The 26,296-nt window shown below is 58.2% G+C and carries 30 protein-coding genes and 1 pseudogene; 26 read left to right on the top strand and 5 right to left on the bottom strand.

Annotation, left to right across the window (positions count from 1 at the left end; genetic code table 11):
- Nucleotides 1-45 precede the first annotated feature (45 nt).
- The 3 genes from AC2FFE_RS19105 (at nt 46) to AC2FFE_RS19095 (ending at nt 1,964) form a co-directional block, all read left to right on the top strand.
- Complete coding sequence (locus AC2FFE_RS19105; protein WP_496847415.1) at nt 46-909, top strand: hypothetical protein; 864 nt, start codon at nt 46-48, stop codon at nt 907-909.
- A gap of 271 nt (nt 910-1,180) precedes the next feature.
- Nucleotides 1,181-1,321, top strand: a complete 141-nt coding sequence (locus AC2FFE_RS19100; RefSeq protein ID WP_496847414.1) for a HipA N-terminal domain-containing protein — start codon at nt 1,181-1,183, stop codon at nt 1,319-1,321.
- 256 nt (nt 1,322-1,577) lie between these two features.
- Nucleotides 1,578-1,964 carry a HipA domain-containing protein gene (locus AC2FFE_RS19095; RefSeq protein WP_496847413.1) on the top strand — a complete coding sequence of 129 codons (387 nt, stop codon included), beginning with the start codon at nt 1,578-1,580 and terminating at the stop codon, nt 1,962-1,964.
- 65 nt (nt 1,965-2,029) lie between these two features.
- On the opposite strand, the gene AC2FFE_RS19090 is transcribed toward AC2FFE_RS19095, so the two are convergent.
- Both AC2FFE_RS19090 and AC2FFE_RS19085 read right to left on the bottom strand, forming a co-directional pair.
- Nucleotides 2,030-3,043, bottom strand: coding sequence for a fatty acid desaturase (locus AC2FFE_RS19090; protein WP_496847423.1), 1,014 nt, complete (start codon nt 3,041-3,043; stop codon nt 2,030-2,032).
- Nucleotides 3,044-3,265: 222 nt separating this feature from the next.
- Nucleotides 3,266-3,508, bottom strand: coding sequence for a hypothetical protein (locus AC2FFE_RS19085; RefSeq protein WP_496847412.1), 243 nt, complete (start codon nt 3,506-3,508; stop codon nt 3,266-3,268).
- A gap of 149 nt (nt 3,509-3,657) precedes the next feature.
- On the opposite strand from AC2FFE_RS19085, the gene AC2FFE_RS19080 reads away from it, so the two are divergent.
- Complete coding sequence (locus tag AC2FFE_RS19080; protein ID WP_496847411.1) at nt 3,658-4,392, top strand: Crp/Fnr family transcriptional regulator; 735 nt, start codon at nt 3,658-3,660, stop codon at nt 4,390-4,392.
- Between the two features lie 40 nt (nt 4,393-4,432).
- Here AC2FFE_RS19080 and AC2FFE_RS19075 read toward each other — a convergent pair whose 3' ends face one another.
- The 3 genes from AC2FFE_RS19075 to AC2FFE_RS19065 form a co-directional block, all read right to left on the bottom strand.
- Nucleotides 4,433-4,639, bottom strand: coding sequence for a hypothetical protein (locus tag AC2FFE_RS19075; RefSeq protein WP_496847410.1), 207 nt, complete (start codon nt 4,637-4,639; stop codon nt 4,433-4,435).
- A gap of 215 nt (nt 4,640-4,854) precedes the next feature.
- Nucleotides 4,855-5,268 (bottom strand): hypothetical protein, encoded by a 414-nt coding sequence (locus AC2FFE_RS19070; protein ID WP_496847409.1) that lies wholly within the window; start codon nt 5,266-5,268, stop codon nt 4,855-4,857.
- Nucleotides 5,265-5,690 carry a hypothetical protein gene (locus tag AC2FFE_RS19065; RefSeq protein ID WP_496847408.1) on the bottom strand — a complete coding sequence of 142 codons (426 nt, stop codon included), beginning with the start codon at nt 5,688-5,690 and terminating at the stop codon, nt 5,265-5,267. Before AC2FFE_RS19065 ends, AC2FFE_RS19070 begins: the two co-directional genes overlap by 4 nt.
- A 272-nt stretch (nt 5,691-5,962) precedes the next feature.
- Between AC2FFE_RS19065 and AC2FFE_RS19060 the strand changes: the two genes are divergently transcribed.
- From AC2FFE_RS19060 to AC2FFE_RS18955, 22 genes and pseudogenes are all read left to right on the top strand, one after another.
- The gene (locus AC2FFE_RS19060; protein ID WP_496847407.1) at nt 5,963-6,277 is read left to right on the top strand and encodes a hypothetical protein; all 315 of its coding nucleotides are present in this window, start codon (nt 5,963-5,965) and stop codon (nt 6,275-6,277) included.
- Entirely contained in the window at nt 6,274-6,618 is a 345-nt protein-coding gene (locus AC2FFE_RS19055) for a hypothetical protein (RefSeq protein WP_496847406.1), read from the top strand. Before AC2FFE_RS19060 ends, AC2FFE_RS19055 begins: the two co-directional genes overlap by 4 nt.
- Nucleotides 6,619-6,725: 107 nt before the next feature.
- Entirely contained in the window at nt 6,726-7,793 is a 1,068-nt protein-coding gene (hflK, locus tag AC2FFE_RS19050; protein WP_496847405.1) for an FtsH protease activity modulator HflK, read from the top strand.
- Nucleotides 7,790-8,878, top strand: coding sequence for a protease modulator HflC (hflC, locus tag AC2FFE_RS19045; protein ID WP_496847404.1), 1,089 nt, complete (start codon nt 7,790-7,792; stop codon nt 8,876-8,878). The genes hflK and hflC overlap by 4 nt, the downstream gene beginning before the upstream one ends.
- Before the next feature lie 270 nt (nt 8,879-9,148).
- Nucleotides 9,149-9,628: a hypothetical protein gene (locus AC2FFE_RS19040; RefSeq protein ID WP_496847403.1), complete on the top strand. Its 480-nt coding sequence runs from the start codon at nt 9,149-9,151 to the stop codon at nt 9,626-9,628.
- A 367-nt stretch (nt 9,629-9,995) separates the two neighbouring features.
- Nucleotides 9,996-10,802, top strand: coding sequence for a transglutaminase-like domain-containing protein (locus tag AC2FFE_RS19035; RefSeq protein WP_496847422.1), 807 nt, complete (start codon nt 9,996-9,998; stop codon nt 10,800-10,802).
- A gap of 333 nt (nt 10,803-11,135) precedes the next feature.
- The gene (locus tag AC2FFE_RS19030) at nt 11,136-11,669 is read left to right on the top strand and encodes a hypothetical protein (RefSeq protein WP_496847402.1); all 534 of its coding nucleotides are present in this window, start codon (nt 11,136-11,138) and stop codon (nt 11,667-11,669) included.
- Between the two features lie 384 nt (nt 11,670-12,053).
- Nucleotides 12,054-12,296, top strand: a complete 243-nt coding sequence (locus AC2FFE_RS19025) for a co-chaperone GroES (RefSeq protein WP_496847421.1) — start codon at nt 12,054-12,056, stop codon at nt 12,294-12,296.
- Between the two features lie 43 nt (nt 12,297-12,339).
- Nucleotides 12,340-13,974, top strand: coding sequence for a chaperonin GroEL (gene groL / locus AC2FFE_RS19020; protein ID WP_496847401.1), 1,635 nt, complete (start codon nt 12,340-12,342; stop codon nt 13,972-13,974).
- Nucleotides 13,975-14,311: 337 nt separating this feature from the next.
- Nucleotides 14,312-14,500 (top strand): hypothetical protein, encoded by a 189-nt coding sequence (locus tag AC2FFE_RS19015; protein ID WP_496847400.1) that lies wholly within the window; start codon nt 14,312-14,314, stop codon nt 14,498-14,500.
- Between the two features lie 110 nt (nt 14,501-14,610).
- On the top strand, nt 14,611-14,859 hold the full coding sequence (locus tag AC2FFE_RS19010) for an EF-hand domain-containing protein (protein ID WP_496847399.1): 249 nt from the start codon (nt 14,611-14,613) through the stop codon (nt 14,857-14,859).
- A gap of 23 nt (nt 14,860-14,882) precedes the next feature.
- Complete coding sequence (locus AC2FFE_RS19005) at nt 14,883-15,239, top strand: SPW repeat domain-containing protein (RefSeq protein WP_496847398.1); 357 nt, start codon at nt 14,883-14,885, stop codon at nt 15,237-15,239.
- 678 nt (nt 15,240-15,917) lie between these two features.
- A complete protein-coding gene (locus tag AC2FFE_RS19000) occupies nt 15,918-17,495 on the top strand; it encodes an ABC transporter substrate-binding protein (RefSeq protein ID WP_496847397.1) in 1,578 nt (525 codons plus the stop codon).
- Nucleotides 17,496-17,567: 72 nt separating this feature from the next.
- Nucleotides 17,568-18,497, top strand: coding sequence for an ABC transporter permease (locus tag AC2FFE_RS18995; RefSeq protein WP_496847396.1), 930 nt, complete (start codon nt 17,568-17,570; stop codon nt 18,495-18,497).
- Complete coding sequence (locus tag AC2FFE_RS18990) at nt 18,494-19,378, top strand: ABC transporter permease (protein ID WP_496847395.1); 885 nt, start codon at nt 18,494-18,496, stop codon at nt 19,376-19,378. The genes AC2FFE_RS18995 and AC2FFE_RS18990 overlap by 4 nt, the downstream gene beginning before the upstream one ends.
- 2 nt (nt 19,379-19,380) lie before the next feature.
- Nucleotides 19,381-20,331 (top strand): ABC transporter ATP-binding protein, encoded by a 951-nt coding sequence (locus AC2FFE_RS18985; RefSeq protein ID WP_496847394.1) that lies wholly within the window; start codon nt 19,381-19,383, stop codon nt 20,329-20,331.
- Nucleotides 20,328-21,281 (top strand): ABC transporter ATP-binding protein, encoded by a 954-nt coding sequence (locus AC2FFE_RS18980; RefSeq protein WP_496847393.1) that lies wholly within the window; start codon nt 20,328-20,330, stop codon nt 21,279-21,281. The genes AC2FFE_RS18985 and AC2FFE_RS18980 overlap by 4 nt, the downstream gene beginning before the upstream one ends.
- 12 nt (nt 21,282-21,293) lie before the next feature.
- A complete protein-coding gene (locus tag AC2FFE_RS18975; protein ID WP_496847392.1) occupies nt 21,294-22,778 on the top strand; it encodes a M81 family metallopeptidase in 1,485 nt (494 codons plus the stop codon).
- An 811-nt stretch (nt 22,779-23,589) separates the two neighbouring features.
- On the top strand, nt 23,590-24,453 hold the full coding sequence (locus AC2FFE_RS18970) for a hypothetical protein (protein WP_496847391.1): 864 nt from the start codon (nt 23,590-23,592) through the stop codon (nt 24,451-24,453).
- Nucleotides 24,454-24,709: 256 nt separating this feature from the next.
- Nucleotides 24,710-25,012: a helix-turn-helix transcriptional regulator gene (locus tag AC2FFE_RS18965; protein WP_496847390.1), complete on the top strand. Its 303-nt coding sequence runs from the start codon at nt 24,710-24,712 to the stop codon at nt 25,010-25,012.
- Nucleotides 25,005-25,244 (top strand): annotated as a pseudogene (locus AC2FFE_RS18960) (HipA N-terminal domain-containing protein); the annotation flags it as partial. The gene AC2FFE_RS18965 and the pseudogene AC2FFE_RS18960, both read left to right, overlap by 8 nt.
- A 21-nt stretch (nt 25,245-25,265) precedes the next feature.
- Nucleotides 25,266-26,225 (top strand): type II toxin-antitoxin system HipA family toxin, encoded by a 960-nt coding sequence (locus AC2FFE_RS18955; RefSeq protein WP_496847420.1) that lies wholly within the window; start codon nt 25,266-25,268, stop codon nt 26,223-26,225.
- Nucleotides 26,226-26,296: the final 71 nt, after the last annotated feature.

Here is a 26,296-nt window from a genome sequence, read left to right as displayed (position 1 = left end):
GGTCCTGAAGAAAAGCGCAGCTACGCTTTCAAATGAGGCAAGCCAATGAGCTGGCGTATCGCAAACGAATGCGCAGAGCGCCGTTTTGGCAGTGCCGCGCGCAAACAGATCATCATGTTCCTGGCCGACAAGGCGAGCGATGATGGCTCGGGCATCTGGTGCTCCAAGGGGACCATCCAGCGTCATACAGAGCTCAGCGAGAGCACGGTCAAGCGCACCATTATCGACTTCCTGCGCGAAGGCATTTTGATTGAGACAGGGCGGCGGCAGTGCAAGAACGGCTACACCGTCATTTATCGCATTGTTCTGGAACGCGTGGCCGCGCTCGAGCCCACGGCTGAGCCCGATATTGAGACGGGGGTCACTGTGAACCCCGTCCAGCCTGAACCCGGTACGGGGTCCACGGTGAACGGGGTACGGGGTTCACGGTGGACCCCAAACCATCCTAAAACCATCCATAAACCACCTACGCGCCGGCGCGAGGCGGCGGAGGAGGTTGAAGATCTTGAATTTGAGAAGATCTTAGCGGCCTATCCCGAAGACAGGATCCGAGACCGACGAACCAGTCTGCGCCTGATCGCAGCAGCTGTGAAGGCCGGTGTGGGCCCCGATGACCTGAAGCAAGCGGTCAAAGCCTATGCCAAGGAAAGCGAGGGCTACACGCGCAGCAAGGTCTGTTTCTCAGATAATTGGTTCAAGATGCGGCGTTGGGAGAAGGGGCTTGCCCAGATCCAGGCTGATCGCGAGAAGGCACGAGATGCCGAAGCCAAAGGCCGTGCGAGCCTCGCCGAGTGGATCCACGAGCGCCATCCCCTGTGCCGCCACATCACAAACCGCCAGATCGAGGATTTGATTGCGTCAAAGCTGGTGACGCCTGAACAGGTGCGCGCTGCGGGGCTGCAGGCATAAGTTTTGCTCGATTGTTACGCCATGGCGTAAAAGGTAGATATTTACGCTGTGGCGTAATTTTTTTTGATTTACGCTGTGCCGTAAAAGGAGCCACATCATGGACCTTACAGCACGAACGGCCGAGCAGATCGGCGAGACACTTCGCCGGACGCGCAAGGCGCGCGGCTGGACCTAAAGCGACATCAGCGCGCGTACGAATTTGCGCGTCGCGACGATTTCGTCGCTCGAGAATGGCGACGCGGGAGCCAAGCTCGCCACAGTGCTCGCTGTTATGGCGATACGTCAGCACGTTGCCGCTCGAGTGCGCGCAGGCGGCACGGACGCGTGGCACATGCTCGAGAAGATTTGTCGCGATTGCGTAGGAGCCTTGCAGTTCGTTTCGGGTGAGATCCCCGAGGTTGGCGCACTTTAGGGCGAGCCCGTTTCTGATGCACAGATTGCGGGTATGTTACGCAACCTTGCAAGTGCCTACCTTGGCTTGGACGAGGACGACGACTTCTGCATTTCTATCGCAGGGGCACAGGAGAAAACGGCGCTGCTATGCCCCGAGGGCGCGTGGATCCGTCCATCGGGGCTCACCCCGACAACGCATATCCTCAAGACGGCAGCTTGGCGTTCTGCCCGCAGGGGTCGATTTGTCTGACTGTGTTGAGAACGAGTATTTCTGCATGAGTTTTTGCCGTGCCATGGGCATGGATGTGGCTGAAGTCGAGATTGCCGACTTCGAGGACGTGCGGAGCCTTGTTGTGACCCGGTTCGATCGGCGCTGGCCCAAGGATGGCCGGTTGATCCGCCTCCTGCAGGAAGACTTTTGCCTGGCGCTCACAGTTCAACCCAGCCAGAAATACCAAATGGATGGCGGGCCGGGGATCACTGAAGGGATCGGGTTGTTGACTGGTAGTGATGACCCTGAAGCAGATCAACTTGCCTTTTGCCGCGCGCAGGTGCTGTTTTGGCTCTTAGGAGCGACGGACGGGCACGCCAAGAACTTCAGCATTGCATTGCGCCCCGGAGGTTTCCGCATGACCCCGCTTCATGATGTGCTGGGCGCCTAGAAAGCAGTGGATGACGGCCATATCCGCCAGAACCGGATGCGCCTCGCGATGGCCGTCGACGGACACTAGGCGGACAGAGCGCGTGCCTCGGCGAACGACAAAAGTCTGCGGCGATGCTCATCCCAGAGGTGGAGGTGCGCACAGCGGAGGCTTTGCCGGAGCGTTATGCGTTTGGTCTGTGCCAGCATCTCGTGATCCTCGATCACCTCGGGCAGGCGATAAAACGGAATTCGACTGGCCAAATGATGAACATGGTGGATACCGATATTGCCAGTGATCCAGCGTAGAACGCTCGGAAGCTCGTAATGTGAGCTTCCGTAAAGTGCTGCTTCGTGGATGTTCCAATTTTCTTCGTGCTGCCAACTGGTTTCTTCGAACTGATGCTGGACATAGAAGAACCACATGCCGGCGACTGCACCCAACAGCATGGTTGGCAGGAAGACGAACAGAACAACGTCCCAGCCGCCCAGCCATACGATCAAGGTCAGCGCCGAACCAATGGCGGCATTTGTTCCCATCGCGCTCAGCCAGTATCGCCAGCCCGACCGCATTAAGTGAACGGGCAGTCGGTTCTGCAAAAAGAACGTATAGAACGGCACCACCCCGAACAGGAAAACTGGATTGCGGATAAGCCGATAGAGCGCCCGGCCGAGCCACCCCTTTTCTCGGTATTCCGTGACTGTGAGTGTCGGCATATCTCCGACACCCCGCCGGTCGAGGTTTCCGGTCGTGGCATGATGGATTGCATGCGTTTTGCGCCAGACGTCATAGGGCGTCAGGGTGATCACGCCGATCAGGCGACCGATCCAGTCGCACAGGCGCCGATTGCGAAATAGGGACCCGTGGCCGCAATCGTGCTGGATCATGAACAGACGGACGAGGAACGCCGCATTCACCAGTGCCAGGGCCATTGCCAGCGCAGTGCTGATCGAGAGCATCCACCAGGCGACCGACCATATTGCCACGAACGGGGCCACTGTCACAGTCAGCTCGAAGATGCTGCGCGAATGGATTGGCTGTCGGTATTTCGCCATCGCCCGCGACCAATCTGACGGAGCCAATTTGGGCTCTTCCTGCATCAGGTCAGTCTGACCGGCAGCATTTCGCGTGCCCGGCGCCTTACCCGTGATGGACGAGGTCCGCGCTTGTACTGGAGGCTGCGGCGCGCTCAGAGGCTGAGCTTTGCGGACACGGTTGGTGGTCTGATCCGGTATCTCTTCTCGATCTCGCCCTTGGCGACGACTGTTGGTTGAATGGGACGAAAGCTTCATCGACAATAGAAATCCTGTGTGATTGAGCGTTTACACCTGCGGCCTTCGAACGGAGTTGCCACCAGCAATAATCTGGTTAATGAGTGCCGCAACAGATCGATGCGTTTCCATTTCGCCCTCCGATCCATTTGCGTTCTCATGGGTTGCTGCAGCGTCGCGAAGAACACCCACGATCTCATGCTCCGGCAGCAGTCCGCTATCGTTCATGGCAAGCAGAAGTGCTTCGCAGATTGAAAGGGCGGCCTGTCCTGAATGCTCGTTCGCCGTTGACATCTTGGAGGTTCCCTTCTTGTTTCGCGATCTAGGTTGAATTCGCGCCGGACCTATCCGTACTTTTCGCACGAAATGAGCTACACTGGACTGATCGAGAGCAGTCGAAGAAACGATTTCCACGCGTCTGACGGACCTGTGAGGGAGAAGCTATGACACCATTCGTGACCAGCCCGCTCACCCGCAAGCTTTTGGCCTTTGTCGCTTTGTCAAAGGCGGAATTGGATGTGCTCGAGCGCCTGCACCAGCGCCGTCGCTCCTTTGTCGCTGGGCGAGATATGGTGCATCAGGGGCAGTCGGATCAGGCTGCCTATATCCTGTCGGAAGGATGGGTTTGTTCCTACAAGCTCCAGCCTGACGGGACACGCCAGATTGTCGATTTTCAGGTGCCCGGAGATTTCCTCGGCTTGCGCAGCTTGCTGTTGCGCACCTCTGATCACAGTTTCGAACCCATCGTGGAAATCGAGGCTGCCGAAGTGTTGAAGAGCGACCTTCTGGCGGCCTTCGCACAGACACCGCGGCTTGCGACAGCCATTCTCTGGGCGGCGTCGCGGGACGAGGCAATGGTGGTCGAACACCTTGTCGGGATCGGCAGGCGCGACGCGGACGCCCGGATGGGACATTTTCTGTTGGAACTGGGATCGAGGCTGGCACTGGTAGGTATGGGATCCCGGGAAGGATACGACTGCCCACTGACCCAGTATCACTTGGCCGATGTGCTGGGGTTAAGTGCCATTCATGTGAATCGCGTCCTGCGAAAGTTGCGCGAAAGAGGGCTGGTGGCCTTTCGAGACGGTCGGGTGTCCTTTGAAGATCGTGCCGGGTTGGTGGAACTGGCCGAGTTTGATGCAGCGTATCTGGATCAGACCGGACCGCTCTTGAAATAAGAAGGGCCGTCGGCCATTGATCGGCGGGCGGTCCCGGTGTTCAGGCCAGACGCTGGACATCAAGCGAGCGCGTGGGTCGCCGGATCGAGTTCTTTTTGGTGTCAGCGTCGTTCTTCGCCGTGTTGGCTTTCTCGGCTGCCTGGTAGTGCTTCAGCGCCGTGTCCTTCTTCGGACCAGCGGGCGCCTTGTCCCACGCGGCCTTCACGGAGGTCATCTTCTCGGCAGTCTTGTTCTGTTCGGGAGTCATTGGGCATGTCCTTTCCAGGACGCTCCGAGAATAAGAAGCGTGCCGACATGCCGACCCTTTTGGGATCGGCAAGCCCACACGCTTCCCGGGTGCTCGGAAAAAGATGCACCGCCAAATACTCGGCGGGCACGTCCCACCTAACCGATGTTGGCGCCACGCCGTACTGACGCAGGTTAGTCCTGGCGGCCGCGGCAGGTCGATTGCCTCTGCGCTTCTCATGTCACCGCAGTTTGCTGGTGGGAAATCCTCAACCATTTGTCGTCATCGACAAGGTATGTTGACGCGCAGAGCGCCTTGTAGATCGGCACGTCGGTTTTTTCAGCCGAGATCCGGTAAGTGAGGATCGCGATGTCACCACATCGCGTCACGCGCCGTTCGGCCATGACAACGGAACGCCAGCCGGTCCTTTCGCGAAGATGTGGCCAGATCTGGTCACCCTGAAGGATGCCGGGCGGATAGGGGAAGACCATGACTGCGTTGGTCGCTGTCGTCGCCCGCGCACTATCGTCACCGCTGGTCCAAAACTGTTCCTCCATGTCCCAGAGAACGCCCTGTTCACGCGGCGATAGAGTTCCGGACTCGTGCGCTGCATGACCCGGTGTCCTCTCGGTCTCAGTTAGGACGGTCATTCGCCTGACCCCAAGCCGCCAACAATAATCATCTGAAACAGCAGAATGATGATCGCGAGCACTGTCCAGATCGCTCTGCTTTTGCCCGGGTGGCCGTCTGGGACGGTCGAAGCAGCTCGCTTCAGGCGACCTGACGTCCGGCCTTCGGGAAGCAGTTGGCTCAGGTTTCGTGCGATCCTGCCGTGATCGCTGGCGAGCGCAGGTACGTCTTGAAATCGGGCAAGCAGCGTTCCCAAGCGTGCCTGCGCGGCATCGTGCCCCAACGTGACCAGCTCAGCGGTTTCTTTCCATGGATCGAGGCCAAGCCGCGCGAGCGTTGAGAGCACAGTCACGGCATAGCCGTTCCGGTCCTCGCCGACGGACGCATAGAGAAACCGATCAAACTCGGGCGGGTGCGGGTTGAGTACATTGGGGTCGGCCATCGCCAATCCTTTCAAGGGTTGCAGGAATGGAGATCATCCCTGTTTCCCAAAGTGTACGCGCAGGGCGGTCTCGCCGCCCTTACACAGGTCAGTGCGGATGGCTGCCCCCAGGATCGTCGCAGCCGGTTCGGTGCGTGGGACTAACATGCGTCAGCGCCAGTCGAACGATTTCGGGGTAAAAGAGAGTTACTCGTTCGACTGGTCCGTCCCGGACTCCAGGGGGCCGTCAACAGTGGTGAGCGACGGATCTGCCAACATCGCGGAGGCCAGAGATGAACATGCGGTCGACCAGATCGACGATGACGTTTTCGAACCCGTTTACCTTGGCGGGATACCCCGGTGAACTGCCTGCGGGCGACTATGAAGTTCTCGTCGAAGAGGAGCTTCTCCAGGGGCTGAGCTTCGAGGCCTATCGACGGACGGCGACCTACATGACAGTGCACGGCAAGGGTGTTCACGCGGGGCGAAGTGAGCGTCGATTGACGACCGAGAGCGACATTAAGGAGGCGCTGCGCCGGGACGCTGACACATCCGAAACGAACAACCATAGCGAAGCGGCGCTTTCTCCGCAGGAGGACTTGCAATGAATACTCCCGAATGGCTCAAACCCGGCATCTATGGTGCCGTGATCGGTGCTGTCTTTGTCGGCGTCATCGGATTTTCATGGGGTGGCTGGGTGACCGGCGGCACTTCGAATGACCGCGCGCTGGCGATGTCCCGTAACGATGTCGTCACCTCAATGGTACCAGTCTGCCTCGACATGGCGCGGTCAGACCCGGCGAGGGCGGACAAGCTTGCAACGATCCGGGCAGCCTCGACCTACCAGAGGCGCGACGCGCTTATGACAGCCGGCTGGGCGACGATGCCAGGAACTGACGCCCCAGACCGAGACATTGCTCAAGCCTGCCTCAAGGAACTGGAACTCTGAGGTCATGCAGTTCAGAGCCGATGATGTGATGGCGCAAAACGGGTCGCACCGTTAAACGCGCGAGCCAGGCATCGCACCGAGTGCCAAAACCGAGATAGGAGCTTGCGATGCCTTCTGATGACAATGAACCGGAAAATCGCGGACCTTGGAAAAAAAAGCAGACCCGCGTTCCCCCTGAGGTTGACGCAATTCTTAGGCGAGGTCGGGATCGGATGCACGGCATCCTGCCGGACGGTCTGCCACCGGTGAAGCGTATTGCAATCGGGGCCGCCATTGCGCTTACGGCGTTTGGGGTGTGGTCCTCATATTACACGGTGCCGAGCGACTCCGTTGCGATTGTCCAACGGTTCGGGAAGTACGCAGCCGAGGTCCCTCCGGGGCTGCACTTCAAGATCCCGTTCGGGATTGACGTGACCACGTTGGTCCCGGTCAAGCGCCAGTTGAAACAAGAGTTCGGGTTCACGACTCCGGGTACCTCCGATCCCTATCAGAGCCCGACGGACGGTCGCCGCGAGACAGAGATGGTGACTGGCGATCTTAACGCCGCGCTCGTGGAGTGGGTGGTTCAGTACCGGATTTCCGAACCCCGGAAGTTCTTATTTGAAGTGCGCGAACCAAGCGCGACCCTGCGATACGTCTCGGAGTCCGTCATGCGCGAAGTCGTGGGAGACCGCACAGTAGACGAGGTGATCACCGTCGGACGCCAGGAAATCGAAAGCGAAGCCCTGCTGAAGATGCAGGCGCTCGCGACCAAATACGCGATGGGCATCAGCATCGATCAGGTGCAGCTGAAGAATATCAATCCACCCCAACCCGTTCAGGCCTCGTTCAACGAGGTCAATCAGGCGCAGCAAGAAAAAGAGCGGATCATCAACGAGGCCCGCCGCGAATACAACCGCGTCATACCTCTAGCCGAAGGCGAAAAGGACCAGCGGATCCGTGAAGCCGATGGTTATCGCCTGAGGCGGATCAACGAAGCCGAGGGCGATGCGGCCCGTTTCACGGCCCTCCTGACAGAATACCGTCTGGCGCCCGAAGTGACGCGACGCCGGATCTACATCGAAACCCTTCAGGATGTTCTGCCGGGAATTGGATCCAAGATCATTGTCGACGGATCCACGGCAAGCATCCTCCCGCTTTTGAACCTTGATCGACAGACAGGAGAGCAAAGATGAAGACCCTTTCGCTTATTGCCTCGGGGATCGCGGTTGCCGGGGTCGTCGCTGCGTCATCCGCCGTCTACACGGTCGGCGAGGTCGAACAGGCCATCATCACCCAGTTCGGCAGGCCGGTCGGCGCGCCGATCACCGAGGCTGGTCTCAAGTTGAAACTCCCCTTCGTTCAGGAGGTTAACCGGATCGACAGCCGGGTTCTGGAGTGGGACGGCTCGCCATCGGACATGCCCACCAAGGACAAGCTCTATATCTCGGTCGATCTCTTCGCGCGCTGGAAGATCACCGATCCTCTGCAGTACTTTTTGCGCCTGCGTGACGAACGCAGCGCCCAGTCGCGCCTCGATGATATCCTTGGCAGCGAGACGCGGAATGCTGTCGCCAAGCACGAACTTATCGAGATTGTGCGCACGACCAGGGGCCGGACGCCACTTCGGGACACGCTTCTGACTGATCAGGAGCTTGCGCAGGACATTGGCGCATTGGTACCTATCACGAAGGGGCGGGCGCTGGTCGAGCAGCAAATCTTTGAGGCGGCCGCGGAGAAGGTACGCGTCTTCGGGATTGAGCTTCTCGACATTCGTTTCAAGCGCATAAACTACAATGAGAGCGTGCGACCCAAGATCTATGACCGCATGATCTCGGAACGCCGGCAGATCGCCGAAAGATTCCTGTCCGAAGGCAACGGTGAAGCGGCTCGTATTCACGGCAACAGGGTGCGGGATCTGAACAAGACCCAGTCCGAAGCATATCGCGCCGTCGAGGAAATCCGTGGTGCCGCCGATGCCGCAGCAGCGGCAACCTATGCGGGCGCCTACAATGTCGATGCCGTTTCAGCCGAATTCTACGATTTCACACGAACAATGCAGGCCTACGGCGACATGATCTCCGACGACACAACGCTTGTCTTGACGACGGACAGCGATCTGTTCCGGTTCCTGCGCGGCATGCAGGTCGAGGCAGACCCCTTCCTCGACCCCCGCAGCGTCCCGGACGACCGTGGCGTGGCGTCAACCGGCAGGGCCGGACCAGCGCAAGACCCCACAACGCCAATTGTGACACAGACGGAGGCCGATGCAGGTCGATAGGTTCATGGTGGAAGGTTTCAGCCATGAATTGAGGGTATCAATCGGGAAGCATGTCAATGACATCTGGACCACCGAGATCGGTTCCTTTCTGTTTCTGAGCAAGACACGACCACTTAATTTCCGTGCCCCTAATCTGCGTCAGCGCACGACTTGCGCTTGGCTGGTAGGTGGATGGCAAGATCCGGATCGCGATGAGACGAAGACCTGCCCGCGCGCACTCAAGGACACGGCATCCAGCGTCGAACCGTGCAACGAAGAGGACACTACGCTATGACATCAGTCAAAAATCCAACCAGCACGGCCGCAGAGACGACCGATCTTGAACGGCGCGTGCTGGCCCATGAACGGATTCTGCAGGCCCTGATCGCTTACATGGCACGTACCGAGCCGCGTTTCGTCGACCATCTGCGAGAACGGTTCGTAGAGCCGATGAGATTGACCCGGCACGAGCATGACCACCGCGAAACGAATGATTACGCGGAAGAGTTTATACGCGCCGTGATGCTTCTGGGAGAAGCGCGCGCGCCCAATGCGAAGGAGCCGGAAATGACTGATAAGCAACGCGTGCCGCCAAAAAGCAAAAGAGGACAGGGGTCTTCCATGAACTGGCCACCGCACCGCGGTGGAGTTCAGGTGCGCGAAAGGAACGGCATCTGGGAAGTAAAGATAGATGGCAAGTTCCGCGGCGACTACCACCAGAAGGAACATGCTCTTGCCGCTGCGGCCTTGCACAAATTGTCGCCCCGATGACCAGCTGCACCCACCCCACAGTCCCGACGGACTTCTCGATCCAAGTGGCTGAGAACGAGGGCATGCCAACGAGACCGAATTCCAGAGCCTCCCCGCTACCGGTCGCGCCTACTCGACGGCTGACCGGAACGCTCACGCTTGGGCTATCGAAGGCTCGCGCGCCAACCGGCGGACTCTGGCTTGCCAGGGAGCAAGCGGCGATGAGACACCCGCTGGCAAGGTTGATCTCGAGGCTGGCCATCTTGGCTGGAGTGATAGCGTCCCTGGCCTTCCCCGTGCTTGCGCAGGATGGCACCGGCCCGATGCCTCGGGACGCTCTTCCTTGCAAGATAATCATGACATGATCAGGCGCGACCGTGTGTCTGGCATGCGGGTCAGCATCGGGTGTCGTCTGCGATACAGCTTCCCGCAGCCGACGCCGCTGATTGCGATGCTGAACGTCCACTACTCGCGCTTTGGCGATCTGGAGCGTGCCGATTACCTCGTGACGTCGCCAAGCGTGCCGCTCGAAAGCTACCGCGACGGCTTCGGCAACTGGTGTACGCGCCTCCTGGCTCCGGCGGGCGACTTCGCGCTGTCAACGGATGGCATCTTCCGCGACTATGGCCGACCCGATCCCGCGTCCCCTGGCGCGCAGCAGCACGCAGTCCAGGATCTGCCTTTCGAGATCCTCGTGTTTCTTCGAGGCAGCCGGTATTGCGATACCGATCTTCTTTCGGAGGAGGCCTGGCGTCTTTTCGAGACCACGGACCCGGGATGGTCCCGCGTTCAGGCGATCTGCGATTTCGTGCATGGGCATGTCCGCTTCGACTACATGCAGGCGAAAGCGACGCGCACCGCATCGCAGTCAATGGCCGAGCGACAGGGCGTCTGCCGTGATTTTGCTCACCTCGCTATCGCATTGTGCCGCTGCATGAATATTCCGGCACGCTACTGCACCGGATATCTGAGCGACATCGGTGAACCTCTGCCACATCCGCCCGGTGACTTTGCGGCGTGGATGGAAGTCTTTCTCGCGGGTGAATGGCACATGTTCGACCCGCGGAACAACAAGCCTAAGTTTGCGAGAATTCTGGTCGCGCGTGGCCGCGATGCCGCTGACGTCCCTCTGACCCAGACATTTGGTCAGAACACGCTGACGGAGTTCAAGGTTTGGACCGACGACTTGGTGTGATCTTTGTCTTCTTGGCGGCGCGCCATCGTAAATTGGGTCGCCAGCCCCCATATAGGTAGTACCGACGCCAAGCATCCCGGTCCATCATGGACGAGGAGTTGGCGCCGGCCAATCAAAGGATCGATGATATGTCCTTCAAGGACCTGACCGCCAGGGTTGCGGCCGCAATGAAGCCGAAGCCTGCGAAGCCCCCTGCCAAAGAGAACGAGTCCAAGGCCGTTGGCAAGGAAGCGCCAGCGAAATCCAAGACATCTTGAGATTTGCACCAGCCACGCGCCCCATTCTTAACGCGCGCGCGGACCACCCACAGCAACAAGGGAGAGGACCATACTAATGGAAGAATTGACGAGCAAGACTGTTGCAGTTTTTTCCCGCCCGTTCACCGTTCCGGGCTTTGACGAGACGCTTCCTGCGGGAGAGTACGAGATCGAAACGGAATTGGTTTCACCCCCGGATCAACAGGACCCCGCAGCCTGGAAAGCCTCTGTCATGGTGAAACTTCATCCCCGGACATCGCATCCGGGGCTTACACGGTTTCTGACTGTTTCCCTTGCCGATCTGGACTATGCCCGCGCCAGGGACAAGCTGACAGGCAGAGCGTTGTCCGACTTCTTCCTTGAGGAAATGCTTGCTGATCCGATGGTGCGCCTCGTGATGGAGGCCGATGGGGTCTCTGCAGCACATATGCGGCATCTTTATTCTGAGCACCGAACGCCCCAGTCTGACAGGGATGTCCTGGACCAGAACCCGGCGCGGCAAGGCGCACATGACATGGTGTCAATCCATGCTGCTGAAAACGAGGGCATGCCTCCACGACCGAGAGGGACATCGGATATGCCCACGGAAGTCAACGCGGATTTGACATGATCACGAACAAAACCTCGGTCGACGTAGCATTTTCGGACATCGCCTGCGGAGGGGCCTTTGGCGACGTACCACGAGAGCGTCCTTGTCTGAGATGCGATGCTGTTTTCTGGAGTGAAGGCTTTGGAGAACGGATCTGTCGTCGCTGCAAGGGTTTGAGCGCCTGGCGGAACGCCGTTCCCGTCAGCGCTGGTGGTGCATTTCGTCGCCGCTGATCCCCACAGGGCGCGGCGTTTCCCCGTACCGTATTGGACCCGTCATTCGGCCTGTCTTGACTTCACTCGCATCACGCCGACCGGTGTCTTATGGAGCGAAGAGGGCTTGGAACTTCGCTACCGTCACAGGAAACGCAGTCGGCTCTATCACAAGGGCAGCTCCGTCATTCGCCTGCGCCCAAGAAACCCAATCAAGAATAGCCGAAGGCCTCTGCCACAGCCAACTCCTTCGCAGGAAGGCGAAGTCGTATCCGTCGGTGCCGACGCAAAAGACAATGCCGGCGTGCGTATCGCAATGGACGTCAAAGATGGCGACAAAATTCTGTTCGGCAAATGGTCGGGCACGGAAATCAAGATCGACAGCGAAGAGCTGGTGATAATGAAGGAGAGTGACATCTTTGGCATTAGGGCCTGACCGACGCTGAACCCTCACCCATTTTTCATTTAGGAATACCGACATGTCTGCAAAAGACGTAAAATTCGGCACGGACTCCCGCGACCACATGCTCAAGGGCATCAATACGCTCGCCAACGCCGTCAAGGTCACGCTTGGCCCCAAGGGCCGCAACGTGGTCCTCGACAAATCCTACGGAGCGCCACGCATCACCAAAGACGGTGTTACGGTCGCCAAGGAATTCGAACTCTCGGATGCGTTCGAGAACATGGGTGCACAGCTCGTCAAAGATGTTGCATCGCGCACCAATGACGAGGCTGGCGACGGCACGACCACCGCCACGGTTCTCGCTCAGGCCATCGTTAAGGAAGGTATGAAATCGGTCGCCGCTGGCATGAATCCGATGGACCTTAAACGCGGTATCGACAAAGCGGTCACCGCCGTTGTTGCCGAGGTCAAGGCAATGTCGCGGCCAGTGGGCGATACGGCCGAGATCGTCAAGGTCGGCACCATCTCCGCAAACGGTGAAGCTGCTATCGGTCAACAGATCGCGGACGCGATGGCCAAGGTCGGCAACGAAGGTGTCATCACCGTCGAAGAGAACAAGGCCCTTGAGACCGAGACCGAAGTGGTCGAAGGCATGCAATTTGATCGTGGCTATCTCAGCCCGTATTTCATCACAGATACCGCCAAGATGACGGCGACTCTCGAAGACTGCGTCATCCTCTTGCACGAGGAGAAACTGACGTCTCTGGCCCCTATGGTGCCCTTGCTTGAAGCTGTCATGCAGGCGAACAAGCAGCTCTTGGTGATGGCCGAGGACATTGACGGCGAAGCGCTCGCAACGCTTGTTGTGAACAAACTGCGCGGCGGCCTCAAGGTAGCTGGTGTCAAAGCGCCCGGTTTCGGAGATCGTCGCAAGGCGATGTTGGAAGATCTGGCCATCCTTACCGGTGGACAGGTGATTTCCGAAGAGCTGGGCATCAAGCTTGAAAATGTCACGATGGACATGCTGGGCGATGCCAAAAAAATCACGATTACCAAAGACACAACAACCGTGATCGACGGCGCGGGCGACAAAGAATCTATCGCTTCGCGTGTCACCCAAATCCGTGCACAGATCGAAGAGACAACCTCAGACTACGACAAGGAAAAACTGCAGGAGCGGCTGGCCAAACTGGCAGGCGGCGTTGCGGTGATCAAAGTTGGTGGTGCGACCGAGATCGAAGTGAAAGAGCGCAAGGATCGGGTTGATGACGCCTTGAACGCAACTCGTGCGGCTGTCCAAGAAGGCGTCGTTCCAGGCGGTGGCGTTGCACTTGTCCATGCGGGCAAGGTTCTGGAAGGTCTAAAAGGAGAAAACGCGGATCAGGATGCGGGTATCAAGATCATCCGCAAAGCCCTTCAGACCCCACTGCGCCAGATCGCTGAAAACGCCGGAGTTGATGGTTCAGTCGTTGCTGGAAAAGTAATTGAGCACACCAGCAAGTCGTTCGGTTATGATGCGCAGCTGGACCAGTACGGCGACATGTTGAAGGCCGGTGTCATTGATCCGACCAAGGTCGTTCGGATGGCGCTGGAATATGCCGCATCGGTTGCCGGCCTGCTGGTCACCACTGAAGCGATGGTGGCGGATAAACCTGCCAAGCCGAACCGCCACGGCGTACCCGACATGGAGGGTATGGAAGGCATGATGTAGAAGCGAACTTTTGCGCGCGGCATTGGAACCAATCTTTATGAGCCGCGAACAGTATTTTCCTTAAGACGGCTCGCACCAACGTCCCGACTTTTTCCAGTCGCTCTGCCCCCTGAGTAGACCATGTCTGAAGGCTCCGCTTTCTGTCATTAAATCGCTCCATGCTGATCTGTGTAAGCGTCGAAAACTGGAATGTAAGCTAGCTAGAAAATGCCCGCTGAAAATTCAGCAGGGCATGTGTTTTCGAGTTTTTAAGCGGCGCGCAAGTGGCGGTTCCCTAAAAGGAATTTCTTCTTTCGCGCGCCGCTCTTTCTCGAAGTGCCCAGGAAAGGACACCACAATGAAACTCAACACCAATACCATCTCAGAAAAGATGAAGTCCGTCAAAGCCAGCTGTGGAGACGCACCCTTAGGCGAAAAACGAACGCAGGCCTGGAGACATTACAACGCTGCAGAGGCCGCGCACAAAGCGAATGACGACATCAAGACGAGATACGAACTCGACGCTGCCAGTAAAGCCCTGGCGTAATTTTTACCGACCGCGTGAAGACCCGGGCCAGTTGGCGCAATTGCAGAATGTAATGCGCCGGGACCTGAACCGCAATTCATAATGGATTGCCTTATTTGATAGGAAAAAACGTGACACATGAAATTTTCGTAGCTGCCCTCATGACATCCGTCGCATTCTCTGCTCATGCAATGTCCGCCGAAATTGATACTGACGGCGACGGCATGGCATCCATCGTTGAACTTCGGGTTTCATATCCTGAACTTACCGAGGAAGTGTTCGGCGATATCGACACAAATGGTGATGGACTTGTCGACGACGAGGAAATGGCTATCGCCGTTGAGCTTGGCAACCTCGCGGATCCTGAAACCGACTCCTGAAACCAAAGGTTGGAGTATGAGCGATGCAAAATCGTGAAGTTTTCAGATGGACCTTCACAGCTTCAGGGCTTTGGCTCATCTTGTCGCCATTCATGCTTCTTGGCGGCCAATCGGCTCTTAGCAATGCCCTCGTTGGCGACTCTGGACTGCTGATACTCTCGGGGCTTTTGGCATTGACCGTAGCCGGTTACGGCCACAACAAACATTACCTGGTCCAGACCTACCTAGGAGTTTCCTGCGGTTTGATTTTGGTAGCGGCGCCTTGGCTGTTCGGATTTGCCGAACCTGTGACCGCTTGGAATGCCGACGTCGTCGGAACGGCTTTGGTTCTGGCGGGCCTTTATGTGGTGTTTCAGAAATTGCCGAAACATCACGCATAGTGAAAAATACCGTGTGGGGCGGCAAACGCCCCACACTTCTAATTGTTGTCCTTGCCAATTCTACTCACCCTGCATCTCTTCCGAAGATGGCTATTAGGCATTGACCGCGACTCGAACGCTTCGCGACTTTGGGGGAGTGGACAGACCGTCCGTCTGAATCAAGGTCGTAGCCACTTCAACTGTGCAACTTGTGTGCAATCCAATTTGAAAGTCCGCAAAGCGCACGAAAGCAGCCTCTTCCGCAAGCGCAACGAACTCACCCTTTGTCCGCAGACTGTGAATTTGCTAAATCTCAGAATTTGCAGTCGCAGCAAAGGTCTCTTCTGGCGGGCCGCACTGCGGCATTGGGGCTAATACAAAAATGCCCTCGGTAAAATCAAACAAGCCGATGGCAAAAGAATGAGTTTTTACACAGCCTCGGCCACTAGACTCCGCCAGACCCCGAAAAAGAAATTTGGACGAACGCTAACTTCGATCAGCGCCAGCCTGGCATCCGCGCCTTATGGTCTCGCAAGACGTTACGCTTTGCCACTGCACCAGGAATGCCCGGGGTCAAACAGGGCATATGTCGATCATCAAGGCTCAAACCAGGCCTTGGCTGCAAGGCGTCGACGGTCCGTTAGACGATTAAACGAGTATTTCTAATGACCGAATTTCCTTAGGAAAAGGACGAACCCCATGCGCAATACGATCAAGTCGAGACTTCTAGCAGGAACAACATTAATCGCAGCCGGCTTCCTGTCCAATGCGGTCGTCGCACAAGAGGTGACGATTGCGTTTCCCGCCGATGAGCTGGGGGCCACATCCTATAATCCGGTGACGTCGAACAACTTAAACTCCGCCGCGTCCTTGATCTATGACCGGTTGATCGAGCAGGACGCGGACCAGTCCTATCATCCCCATCTGGCCACATCTTGGGAGGAAAGCACGGACGGTATGTCCTGGACGTTCCACCTCAAGGACGGCGTGACCTTTCACGACGGATCACCGTTCAACGCACAATCGGTTGCCGATTGGATCCCGGACTTCGCGGATACAGAGAACGCCTATTTGGTGGCCGCGGTCGCCTCTGTCGAAGTGATCGACAACCTGACCGTCAAGTTCGTGATGTCACGCCCCGAACCGAGCCTGCTGTACAACCTGGCCTCGACTTTTATGGGTGTTCCTGGCGCCGCCGCATTTGACTCGATGGGCGACGACTTTGGCGTGTCGGGTGCGGTGGGGACCGGACCATTTAAACTGGACAGTTTCGCCATCGGGTTAGAGACGGTTCTGGTGCGCAATGACGACTATGCTTGGGCCTCAGATCTGTCCGAGAATCAGGGGGCCGCGCATATCGGGAAGATCACATTCCGTGAGGTTCCGGACCAGTCCACTGCATTTCTTGAATTGAAAACAGGCGGCATCGACTTGCTGTTGGGTGTCCCGACGCCATTCCTTGAAATTCTGAAGGCGGAAAGCAATGTCGCGGTCATTCAGATGCCGGGAACGGGCATCAACTATATGCCAATCAACGTAACCTCGGCACCCTTTGATGACATCAAAGTGCGCGAAGCCACCGGGCTTGCCATCAATCAAGAGGCAATTGTCGCGTCCATCTACAACGGCGTCGGAGCGCCTGCTCACAACTTCCTGATATCATCTCTGCCCGAGGCCGATGTCGATCCGGCGCTGAATGTCTCCTTTGATCTTGATCGTGCAAAGATGCTTCTGGACGAGGCCGGATGGATGATGGGCGACGGCGCGGTGCGTTCGAAAGACGGCGTGCCGCTTTCGGTCAAGTTGTTCACGCAAAATGGCGAAGAATTCACCTCGCTTACTCAGGTGGTTCAGGCTCAGCTGGCCGATATCGGGATGGAGGCGGTTATCACCGTCTTCGACAGCTCAACCATTCGCGACGAGTATAAAAACAACCGGCACCAACTGGCGGTACGCGGATATGACTGGAACAACTCGGACATCCTTGACTGGTTCTTTTCCGGCAAGCGTCTGGGCTATCCGAATGTGTCGATGTGGGAAGATGCCGAAGGTCAGCGCCTGAACGACGTAGCGATGGAAGACAGCACAGATTCGGATGAACGTATCGCCAACTTCAAAGCGTATCACGAGTATGTTCTGTCGCAGCACCTATTCGTGCCGATTTATCAGCCGACGAAGAACATCGCCTACAATTCCGACCGTCTAAGCGTGCCGGATCCGGTACGCGGCACGCGTTTCCGCTCGCAGACCGTGCTCGACATGGCTGTCGTGGAGTAATCGCCGACAGCCGCGTCGCCCGTCCCTTGAAAGGTGAGGGGCGGGATCCACGCGCGGCGCGGTTGGTTTGATATGCTTTTGCGATACATCTTTTTTCGGGCGCTCATGCTGATCCCTGTGTCGATCTCGATTTCGGTCGTGATATTCCTGATTGTTCATCTTCTGCCGGGCGATCCGATCGACAACCTGATCCGTGTGGGATCGTCGACTGAGGATCGAAAAACGCTGGTGCTCAAATACGGGCTGGATCAGCCCCTGGCCGTCCAATATTTTCGTTGGATCGGAGCAATATTTCAGGGCGATTTCGGCGAGGCCATCGTGCTGCGGCGGCCTGTCGCCGACCTGATCGCGCAGAATCTGCCCTACAGCCTTAGGTTGGGTGGAGCGGCGTTCGCGTTTTCCAGCATCGCTGGTATCACACTTGGCACGATATCGGCCACGACGCGCTCGGCCATCGTCGAGAACATCATGCGCGGCTTCATTCTGCTGGGTTCAACTGTGCCGGGGTTTTGGCTGGCGCTTTTGATGATCCTGTTTTTTGCGGTGCAGCTGCAATGGTTTCCGGTTTCGGGCGCCAAGGGCTGGAGCTCGCTGGTGCTGCCAGTTCTGACCATCGGTTTCGGCGGTGTGGCCCTGGTCGCGCGTGTGACCCGCGTGGCTTTGCTTGATGTGCGGCGCGAGGATTTCGTGACGCTGCTGTACGCCAAAGGCCTGCCCTCGAGAACCATACTTTTCCGCCACCTGATGCCGCACGCGATGTTGCCGGTCGTCACCATTTTGGCGCTCAGGATCGGGTGGATACTGGGCGGCGCGGTCACCGTCGAGTTTGTTTTCGGTCGTCCCGGACTGGGGTCACTGCTGATCCGGGCGATCGGCCAGCGGGATTACCCGGTCGTGCAGGGCTGCCTTTTAATGCTGGCACTGGCGGTCATGCTGGGCACCTTGATCGGCGACGTGGCGCAAGCCGCAATGGATCCACGCATTCGTGAGACTAAGAAATGACGCGTATCACAGACATCATCGCCCGCGCGCTTTCGGGTTTCCGCAGCACGCCAATGTCGCGAGCCTTTGGGTCATGGCTGGGCAAGATCGCTGGCGGATTTCTGGCGCTGCTTGTGTTAACCGCGATCTTTGCGCCCTGGATCACGCCGTTCGATTATGCCGCGCAGGACCTCACCAACGGCAATGCTCCGCCGGGATGGCCGCATCTCTTGGGAACGGATCAATTCGGCCGCGACGTGCTCAGCCGGGTAATCTATGGCGCGCGGACCTCGTTGTCGGTCAGCGCCACGGCGATTGCCATCTCGATCACCGTCGGCATGACCCTGGGCGCCGCCGCGGGCTATTTCGGCGGTTTCTTTGAACGCGCTGTGATGACGGTCGTCGATCTCACATGGTCTTTCCCCGATATCCTTATCGCGCTGATCTTTGTCGCAATCATCGGCCCTGGCCTGACCTCGACCACCTTCGCCATCGCAATTGCCTATTTGGCCCAGTTCACACGGCTGACCCGGGCCCAAATCGTGCGACTGAAACAGGAAACCTTCATCGAGGTGACGATCAATCTCGGCGCCAAACCGCACCATATCTTGCTGAAACACCTGCTGCCCAACGCCATTGCGCCGGTGATCGTCGTGGGCATGTTGGCCATCGGCGACGGCATCGTGCTGGAGGCGACCTTGGGCTTTTTCGGCCTCGGCGCGCAACCGCCCACGCCTAGCTGGGGCGCGATGATGTCATCCGGGACGGCGAAATTGTTCCTTTCCCCATGGGTCATAATTTTCCCCGGAGTCGTTGTCGCCGTGACGGTCATTGCCGTGAACTTGTTCGGAGACGAATTGATCCGGGCGTTGGATATCCGCGACCGAATCCGGGACTCATGACCATGCTGGAGGTCCGCGATCTCGAGGTTGCCTTCGGCCAAATTGCTCCGCTCTGCGGGGTCAGCTTTGCGCTGGAGAAGGGCGAAACGCTAGGCATCGTCGGCGAAAGCGGGTCTGGCAAATCCCTGACGGCCATGAGCGTCATGGGTCTGCTGCCGCTCTCTGGTGGCCGGATCACTGCCGGCTCGATCATCTTTGACGGGCAGGAGTTGACCAAACTACCCGAGGCCGCCTATCGCAAACTTCGCGGCGGTCGGTTGGGGTTGATCACGCAGAACCCGATGACCTCGCTCGACCCGTTGCAAAAGATCGGACCGCAGGTCGATGCCGTTGCGCGACTACATCTCGGCATTACAGGACAGCAAGCGCGCGCGCGCACCATCGAAATTCTCGGAACGCTGCGCATTCCCGAGCCCGCACTGATCTGCGACCGCTATCCGCACCAGATGTCCGGCGGTATGAAACAGCGCATTGTCATCGCCGGGGCGCTTGCAGCCGATCCCGACCTTTTGGTGGCCGATGAACCAACCACGGCGCTGGACGTGACTGTTCAAGCCCAGATCATCCGCCTGCTCGATGATCTGGTGAAAGAGCGCGCCCTGTCGCTGGTGCTGATCACCCATGATATGAGCGTCGTTGCTCAGACGTGCGACAGAGTCGTTGTCATGTATGCCGGGCGCGCCATCGAGCAAGGGCCGGTCGAGGCGATCTTTGCTGAACCTCAGCACCCCTACACCCAAGCATTGATCGGCTGCATTCCCAAGGGGCTGAGCGAGGATGAACACTTGGTCGGAATTCCCGGCACCGTGCCGACCGTGATGAACTATCCCAAAGGGTGCCCGTTTCATCCCCGATGTATCCGGGCCGAAGATATCTGCACGAAGACCAGCCCATCGTTATTGCCAAGAGGCGACGGCGCCGTTGCCTGTCATTTTCCCGGGGCGGCGCCATGACCAACCTGCTTGAGGTACGCAACCTGTCCAAACAATTCAAAAGCTCCGGCGGTCCGTTTCGCAAGCCTCGAGCGATGTATGCAGTCAACGACGTGTCCTTTGACTTGCCCAAGGGACGCGTTATCGGCGTTGTCGGCGAAAGCGGCTGCGGCAAGTCCACATTGGCGCGGCTGATCCTGCGGTTGATCGAGCCCAGCACGGGCTCGCTGCGCTTTGACGGCGATGACCTGCGCGCCAAATCGCCCGCCGCGATGCGCCGCTTGCGCGCCGACATGCAGATGGTGTTTCAGGATCCTTATTCGGCAATCGATCCGCGCTATACCATCACGCGGGCTCTGATCGAGCCATTCGTGGTTCAAGGCCGGTACACCAATGGCACAGCGGACCAGGAGGTTTCAGAGCTTTTGACAATGGTCGGGTTGTCGCCCGGTCTTGCAAGCAGCTTTCCGCACCAGATCTCGGGCGGACAGAAACAGCGTGTGGGCATCGCACGCGCGCTGGCGTTGCGGCCTCGGCTTTTGGTGCTGGACGAGCCCACGGCATCGCTCGACGTGTCGGTCCAGGCGCAAATCATCAGCCTGCTTGAAAAGCTGCATGACGACCTGGGGCTGACCTATCTGTTCATCAGCCACGATCTGAGTTTGGTGCGATATTTCTGCGACGAAATTCTGGTGATGTATCTGGGCCGGGTGGTCGAGGCGCTGCCCGAAACTGATGCGACTGTGCGCCATCCCTATACCGCCACATTGATGGATAGCACCTTTGCGCCCGATCCGAGACAACGCCGCATCATCGCGCCGCTGGAGGGCGAGGTGCCAAGTCCATTCGATCAGCCGCCGGGCTGCGCCTTTGCCGACCGTTGCCCGCGTGCGACGGCGATCTGTCGAAGCGAAACACCGGTCTTGTCGACGGCTTTCGGGCACGCCGTCGCCTGCCACAACCCCCTCTGAAGGTCAAAAAACATGGCACTGCGAATTCTCACCGCCGACATCGAACACGAGACCAACACATTCAACATTCGCCCCACCGAAATCGTAGACTTTCAAAACCGCTATCTGCTTGACGGCGACGCGGCGATTTCGGCACGCGGCGATGCCAATACCGAAATCGCCGGCGCTCTGGATATCGCCCGCCTTCACGGCTGGTCGCTGACCCATGTCATCAGCGCAGCGGCTGGCCCGGGCGGGCGCGTTACCGATCAGGCCTTTGACACGCTCTGCCGCCCGCTTCTGGACGCGGCCAAATACGGAAGCTGGGACGGGGTCCTGCTGATCCTGCACGGCGCCATGGTCACCGCCTCGCATGACGACGGCGAGGGTGAAATTCTGCGGCGTCTGCGCGCGTTGACCGAACCCGATCTGCCGATTGCGGTCACCCTGGACCCGCATGCGAATGTCACCGAAGCGATGTGCGACCTAGCTCAAATCCTCATCTCTTTCACAACCTATCCGCATGTAGACATACGGTCGACAGGCCGCCGCGCCGCCGAGTTGTTACATAGGGCGGTGATTGGTGACATTCGCCCCAAGACGTTGCGCGCACAGCGTCCAATGCTGGAAGAAACCAACGGCGGGCGCACGGATCTTGGCCCGATGATCGAGCGCCAGGCAATGGCGCGTGCGGCAGAAAAGAGAAAAGGGGTGTATGCCGTGAGCATCAACGGCGCCTTCCCTTATGCCGACATCGCCGAGGTTGGGCCGACGGTCCTGATCACCGCAGAAACCGAATTGACCGGCGCGCAGGACATAGCCGAAGAGATTGCCGACGACATCTGGGACCGTCGCGCGGACCTACTCAACACATACTTGACGGTCGAAGACGCAGCCCGGATTGCAGCATCCTGGAAAGGCGATGGCGGCCCGCTGGTCATTGCGGATTATGCCGACAATCCCGGTTCAGGCGCCTATGCGGATTCCACGGCGCTCCTGTCCTCGCTCTTGGCAGCGGGCATCACCGATGCCTGTTTCGGACCGATGGTGGACGAAGAGGTGGCAGCCGCCCTGCAATCCCAGGACATAGGCGCTTCGGTCACCGTGCTCCTAGGCGGTAAGACGGCCCCCGCGTTCGGCGGCGGGCCATTGAAACTTACCGGTATTGTCCGGTGGCGCGGCGAAGGTCATTACGTTGGCAGTGGCCCCATCATCGGCGGGCAGCAACGCAGCTTTGGAGCCACTGCCGTTCTATGCGTCGAAGGGATCGATCTACTCATCGTAAGCATCGCGCACCAGCTGCTCGACCTGCGCCAATTCGAAACATTCGGGATCGATCCGGGGCAGAAACGCGTCGTTGCGCTCAAGTCGATGCAGCACTTCCGCGCGGTCTTCGACCCGATTGCCGGTTGCACTATCGTTTGCGATAGCCGTGCGTTGTGCACCGTCAACTTCGCAGGCCTAGATTATCGCAATGTGCGCCGTCCGATCTATCCGCTTGATGATTTTCAGAACTGATTGCCAACGGCGCCGGTCGCAGCCGTTCCGTCAACAGGTCTGGTCCAGGGGGCTGCAGCTTCCGAATTCGGTGCTCTTCTCGCACCATTGGCTTTGTTAAGAATACGTACCGTCGCCGAAATGCGCGAGCGCCAGGCGTAAAGATTGAGGCACGTGATTAGGACGGGCTGTTGGGGGTGAGCGGCTGCATGGTGGGAGCCCAGATATCTCTAAAGCATCCACCGTCCGTGTTATTCACTGACGGAGCAATGCGCCGGTAGCTGCCATTGGCGACAACGCGGCGAAAGCTCGCTGCGTCCGCTAGACTGACGCTCGCTCAACGGCAGCGATGCTGAGAAATTGCTTAAGAAGTCTGTGTCTTGGTTTCTTGATTGACCTCTCAAGAGAAGGTAGTCGCCTCGATCTTTCGTCAATGCGCTCGCATTGAGAATGTTAGCCACAGGGGTGGCTCAGCTCTCTTGTTTCAAATATCCGTGTTTTAAATTCATGTTTAGCATTCGAGAATGTGTCTAAGTCATTGATTTTATTGGAGGCGAGTACCGGAATCGAACCGGTGTACACGGATTTGCAATCCGGAAAATTTTGTTGATTTTAAAGGAAAAAATTGTAAACGGACTTGTTTCGTTCAGGGTCACTTTTCAATAGGTTACGAGGCCCAAGTAAACGGTTTTTCACAGTCTCTTTCTCTGACGAAAGGGCAAAGAAAAACCGCTGAGGGGGCGGCCACCCACCTCAACGGCATAGAAGAATATTTCCGTCCCAATACCTACGGCATTTCCGGTCTGACCTCAACCCAATTGGCGGTGAGATCATGAGCTGGCGCATCGCAAATGAATGCGCCGAGCGCCGCTTTGGCAGCGCCGCGCGCAAGCAGATCATCATGTTCTTGGCCGACAAAGCGAGCGATGACGGCTCAGGCATCTGGTGTTCCAAGGGGACGATCCAGCGCCACACAGAGCTTAGCGAGAGCACGGTCAAGCGCACCATCATCGACTTCCAGCGCGAAGGCATTCTGATTGAGACGGGGCGGCGGCACTGCAAGAATGGCTACACCGTCATTTACCGCATCGTTCTGGAGCGCGTGGCCGCGCTCGAAACCACGGCTGAGCCTGAGATTGAGACGGGGGTCACTGTGAACCCCGTCCAGCCTGAACCCGGTACGGGGTCCACGGTGAACGGGGTACGGGGTTCACGGTGGACCCCAAACCATCCTAAAACCATCCATAAACCACCTACGCGCAGGCGCGAGGCGGCGGAGGAGGTTGAAGATTTTGAATCTGAGAAGATCCTGGCGGTCTATCCCGAGGACAGGATCCGAGACCGGCGGACCAGTCTGCGCCTGATCGCAGCGGCTGTGAAAGCCGGGGTAGAGCCCGATGACCTTCTGCAGGCGGTCAAAGCCTATGCCAAGGAAAGCGAGGGCTATACGCGCAGCAAGGTTTGTTTCTCAGACAACTGGTTCAAGATGCGCCGGTGGGAGAAGGGACTGGCCCAGATCCAGGCCGACCGCGAGAAGGCTCGAGAGGCCGAAGCCAAAGGCCGTGTGAGCCTCGCCGAATGGATCCGCGAGCGCCATCCCTTGTGCCGCCACATCACCAACCGGCAGATCGAGGATTTGATCGCGTCAAAGCTGGTGACGCCCGAACAGGTCCGCGCTGCGGGGCTGCAGGCGTGACTTTCGAGGGAAGGGAACGCATTCGTTTCGTTCGAGCAGACGCGTTGGGTGAGTGTGGTGAAGTGAGCCTGCAGGTGCAATGGAGTGACTGGGCAGCGTTTCGCAAAGGTAACCTTAATCCACTTAATGTTCCTTTGAGATAACGTAAGGTGTGATTGAGCGTAGGTGTTTGATCGTTGTGCTATGCGGCGACAGTTGACGTTAATGTTTTCTCAGTGTAACATTTTGGGGCTTAGTGTTGCTTGGAGGTTTCATTATGGCTGTTCCGATCAAGATGCCCAGGGCGGCGCGTAAGGAGCTCGTGAAACTTGGGGAAAACATTCGCGTTGCACGACTGCGCCGCAAGTTAACCGCTGAGATTGTTGCGCAGCGTGCTGGCACAACGCGGCAGACCATCGCGAAGATCGAAAGCGGGAACCCCGCAGTCAAGATCGGTACTTACGTGGCAGTACTGCAGGCGCTCGGCCTTTTGAAAGGTTGGGGGGATATCGATGACCCGGTTGGCGAGCAGATGGCCCTGGATGACCTCCCGCAGCGTGCGAGACTGAAAAATGGTTGAGGTATGGATCGACTGGAAGGGGCTGAAACAGGTTGGCGCGCTCCACCGCACAGCGGGGCGCGGCCGAGAGCGGGTGTCCTTTACCTATCATGACGGCTGGCTTGCCGACGAAAATGCCTTTGGGCTTTCGCCGGACATGCCTCTCGTCAGAGGGCAATTCGTGCCTGAGGCAGGGCAGGACATGCTTGCACCGCTTGGGGATTCTGCCCCTGATACCTGGGGTAGAACGGTAATGCGGCGCTATGAGGGGCGCATGGCAGAGGCCGAGGGACGACGTCCGAGAGTGCTGCAAGAAACCGACTACCTGCTTGGTGTGAATGACGAAACCCGTTTGGGTGCGCTGCGCTTCAGGGTTGATGGCGAGTTCCAAGCGCGCGAAGGCATTGGCGTGCCTGCCCTCGTGAGCCTCGGGGATTTGCTTCATGCGTCTCAGCGCGTTCTGCGCGGCGAAGAGACCACTGAGGACCTGAAAATTCTGTTTGCTCCGGGCAGTTCTCTGGGCGGCGCGCGGCCAAAGGCCAGCATCCTCGATCAACACGGCCGTCTTTCTGTCGCCAAGTTCCCAAAGGAGACGGACACCTATTGCGTGGAACGCTGGGAAGCCATTGCATTGGAGCTCGCAAGACGCGCCGGAATCACGGTTTCTGATCACACGCTTGAAATGGCTGGCGATAAGCCTGTTTTCTTGTCCCATCGGTTTGACCGGAACGACGACGGCAGGATCCCGTTCATTTCAGCCATGGCGATGCTGGGCGGCAAGGATGGCGAGAGCTATAGCTATTTGGACCTGGCAGATATCATCACTTCAGAAAGCGTAACGCCCGACCAAGACCGCGAGGAACTCTACCGGCGGGTTGCCTTTTCCATTCTCGTCACGAACCTGGATGACCATATGCGAAATCACGGGTTTCTGCGTGGGCGTGGCGGCTGGCACCTCTCACCGGCCTACGACATCAACCCTGTGCCGAACCAACCGCGCGTGCTCAAAAGCTACGTTGATGACGACAACCCGGATGCCAGTATAGCCCTGCACCGCGCGCAACATGAATCCTATCTTCTCGAACGCGGCGAGGCAGATCGCATCATTGCCGAGGTGGCCGAAGCGACTATGGCTTGGCGTGACGTTGCCCGTGCCTTGGGGGCTCCGGAGAGGGAGATCAGGGAGATGGCGACAGCCTTCGAGCACGAGGAAGCTGATCTGGCGCGTGCGTGAACTAGGGCAGCTATCGCCTCGCGATGATTTACCTTGAAGACAAAGCAACACACCAGTGTGAAATTTACGCT

The sequence above is a fragment of the Ruegeria sp. YTSA168 genome (assembly GCF_059610045.1).
Note: the sequence above shows the minus strand (reverse complement) of the source record. Positions and strands in the feature narration are given on the sequence as shown.

What these genes read in the sequence shown, in the direction of transcription:
- AC2FFE_RS19040 (WP_496847403.1), top strand. Translation starts at nt 9,149, where the DNA reads ATGACATCAGTCAAAAATCCAACCAGCACGGCCGCAGAGACGACCGAT.
- AC2FFE_RS18990 (WP_496847395.1), top strand. Translation starts at nt 18,494, where the DNA reads ATGACGCGTATCACAGACATCATCGCCCGCGCGCTTTCGGGTTTCCGC.
- AC2FFE_RS19100 (WP_496847414.1), top strand. Translation starts at nt 1,181, where the DNA reads ATGGCGATACGTCAGCACGTTGCCGCTCGAGTGCGCGCAGGCGGCACG.
- AC2FFE_RS19030 (WP_496847402.1), top strand. Translation starts at nt 11,136, where the DNA reads ATGGAAGAATTGACGAGCAAGACTGTTGCAGTTTTTTCCCGCCCGTTC.
- hflK (WP_496847405.1), top strand. Translation starts at nt 6,726, where the DNA reads ATGCCTTCTGATGACAATGAACCGGAAAATCGCGGACCTTGGAAAAAA.
- AC2FFE_RS18955 (WP_496847420.1), top strand. Translation starts at nt 25,266, where the DNA reads ATGGCAGAGGCCGAGGGACGACGTCCGAGAGTGCTGCAAGAAACCGAC.
- AC2FFE_RS18975 (WP_496847392.1), top strand. Translation starts at nt 21,294, where the DNA reads ATGGCACTGCGAATTCTCACCGCCGACATCGAACACGAGACCAACACA.
- AC2FFE_RS19065 (WP_496847408.1), bottom strand. Translation starts at nt 5,690, where the DNA reads ATGGCCGACCCCAATGTACTCAACCCGCACCCGCCCGAGTTTGATCGG.
- AC2FFE_RS19035 (WP_496847422.1), top strand. Translation starts at nt 9,996, where the DNA reads ATGCGGGTCAGCATCGGGTGTCGTCTGCGATACAGCTTCCCGCAGCCG.
- AC2FFE_RS18980 (WP_496847393.1), top strand. Translation starts at nt 20,328, where the DNA reads ATGACCAACCTGCTTGAGGTACGCAACCTGTCCAAACAATTCAAAAGC.
- AC2FFE_RS19070 (WP_496847409.1), bottom strand. Translation starts at nt 5,268, where the DNA reads ATGACCGTCCTAACTGAGACCGAGAGGACACCGGGTCATGCAGCGCAC.
- AC2FFE_RS19015 (WP_496847400.1), top strand. Translation starts at nt 14,312, where the DNA reads ATGAAACTCAACACCAATACCATCTCAGAAAAGATGAAGTCCGTCAAA.
- AC2FFE_RS19085 (WP_496847412.1), bottom strand. Translation starts at nt 3,508, where the DNA reads ATGTCAACGGCGAACGAGCATTCAGGACAGGCCGCCCTTTCAATCTGC.
- AC2FFE_RS19095 (WP_496847413.1), top strand. Translation starts at nt 1,578, where the DNA reads ATGAGTTTTTGCCGTGCCATGGGCATGGATGTGGCTGAAGTCGAGATT.
- AC2FFE_RS18965 (WP_496847390.1), top strand. Translation starts at nt 24,710, where the DNA reads ATGGCTGTTCCGATCAAGATGCCCAGGGCGGCGCGTAAGGAGCTCGTG.
- AC2FFE_RS19005 (WP_496847398.1), top strand. Translation starts at nt 14,883, where the DNA reads ATGCAAAATCGTGAAGTTTTCAGATGGACCTTCACAGCTTCAGGGCTT.
- AC2FFE_RS19105 (WP_496847415.1), top strand. Translation starts at nt 46, where the DNA reads ATGAGCTGGCGTATCGCAAACGAATGCGCAGAGCGCCGTTTTGGCAGT.
- hflC (WP_496847404.1), top strand. Translation starts at nt 7,790, where the DNA reads ATGAAGACCCTTTCGCTTATTGCCTCGGGGATCGCGGTTGCCGGGGTC.
- AC2FFE_RS18995 (WP_496847396.1), top strand. Translation starts at nt 17,568, where the DNA reads ATGCTTTTGCGATACATCTTTTTTCGGGCGCTCATGCTGATCCCTGTG.
- groL (WP_496847401.1), top strand. Translation starts at nt 12,340, where the DNA reads ATGTCTGCAAAAGACGTAAAATTCGGCACGGACTCCCGCGACCACATG.
- AC2FFE_RS18985 (WP_496847394.1), top strand. Translation starts at nt 19,381, where the DNA reads ATGCTGGAGGTCCGCGATCTCGAGGTTGCCTTCGGCCAAATTGCTCCG.
- AC2FFE_RS19060 (WP_496847407.1), top strand. Translation starts at nt 5,963, where the DNA reads ATGAACATGCGGTCGACCAGATCGACGATGACGTTTTCGAACCCGTTT.
- AC2FFE_RS19090 (WP_496847423.1), bottom strand. Translation starts at nt 3,043, where the DNA reads ATGCAGGAAGAGCCCAAATTGGCTCCGTCAGATTGGTCGCGGGCGATG.
- AC2FFE_RS19055 (WP_496847406.1), top strand. Translation starts at nt 6,274, where the DNA reads ATGAATACTCCCGAATGGCTCAAACCCGGCATCTATGGTGCCGTGATC.
- AC2FFE_RS19080 (WP_496847411.1), top strand. Translation starts at nt 3,658, where the DNA reads ATGACACCATTCGTGACCAGCCCGCTCACCCGCAAGCTTTTGGCCTTT.
- AC2FFE_RS19075 (WP_496847410.1), bottom strand. Translation starts at nt 4,639, where the DNA reads ATGACTCCCGAACAGAACAAGACTGCCGAGAAGATGACCTCCGTGAAG.
- AC2FFE_RS19000 (WP_496847397.1), top strand. Translation starts at nt 15,918, where the DNA reads ATGCGCAATACGATCAAGTCGAGACTTCTAGCAGGAACAACATTAATC.
- AC2FFE_RS18970 (WP_496847391.1), top strand. Translation starts at nt 23,590, where the DNA reads ATGAGCTGGCGCATCGCAAATGAATGCGCCGAGCGCCGCTTTGGCAGC.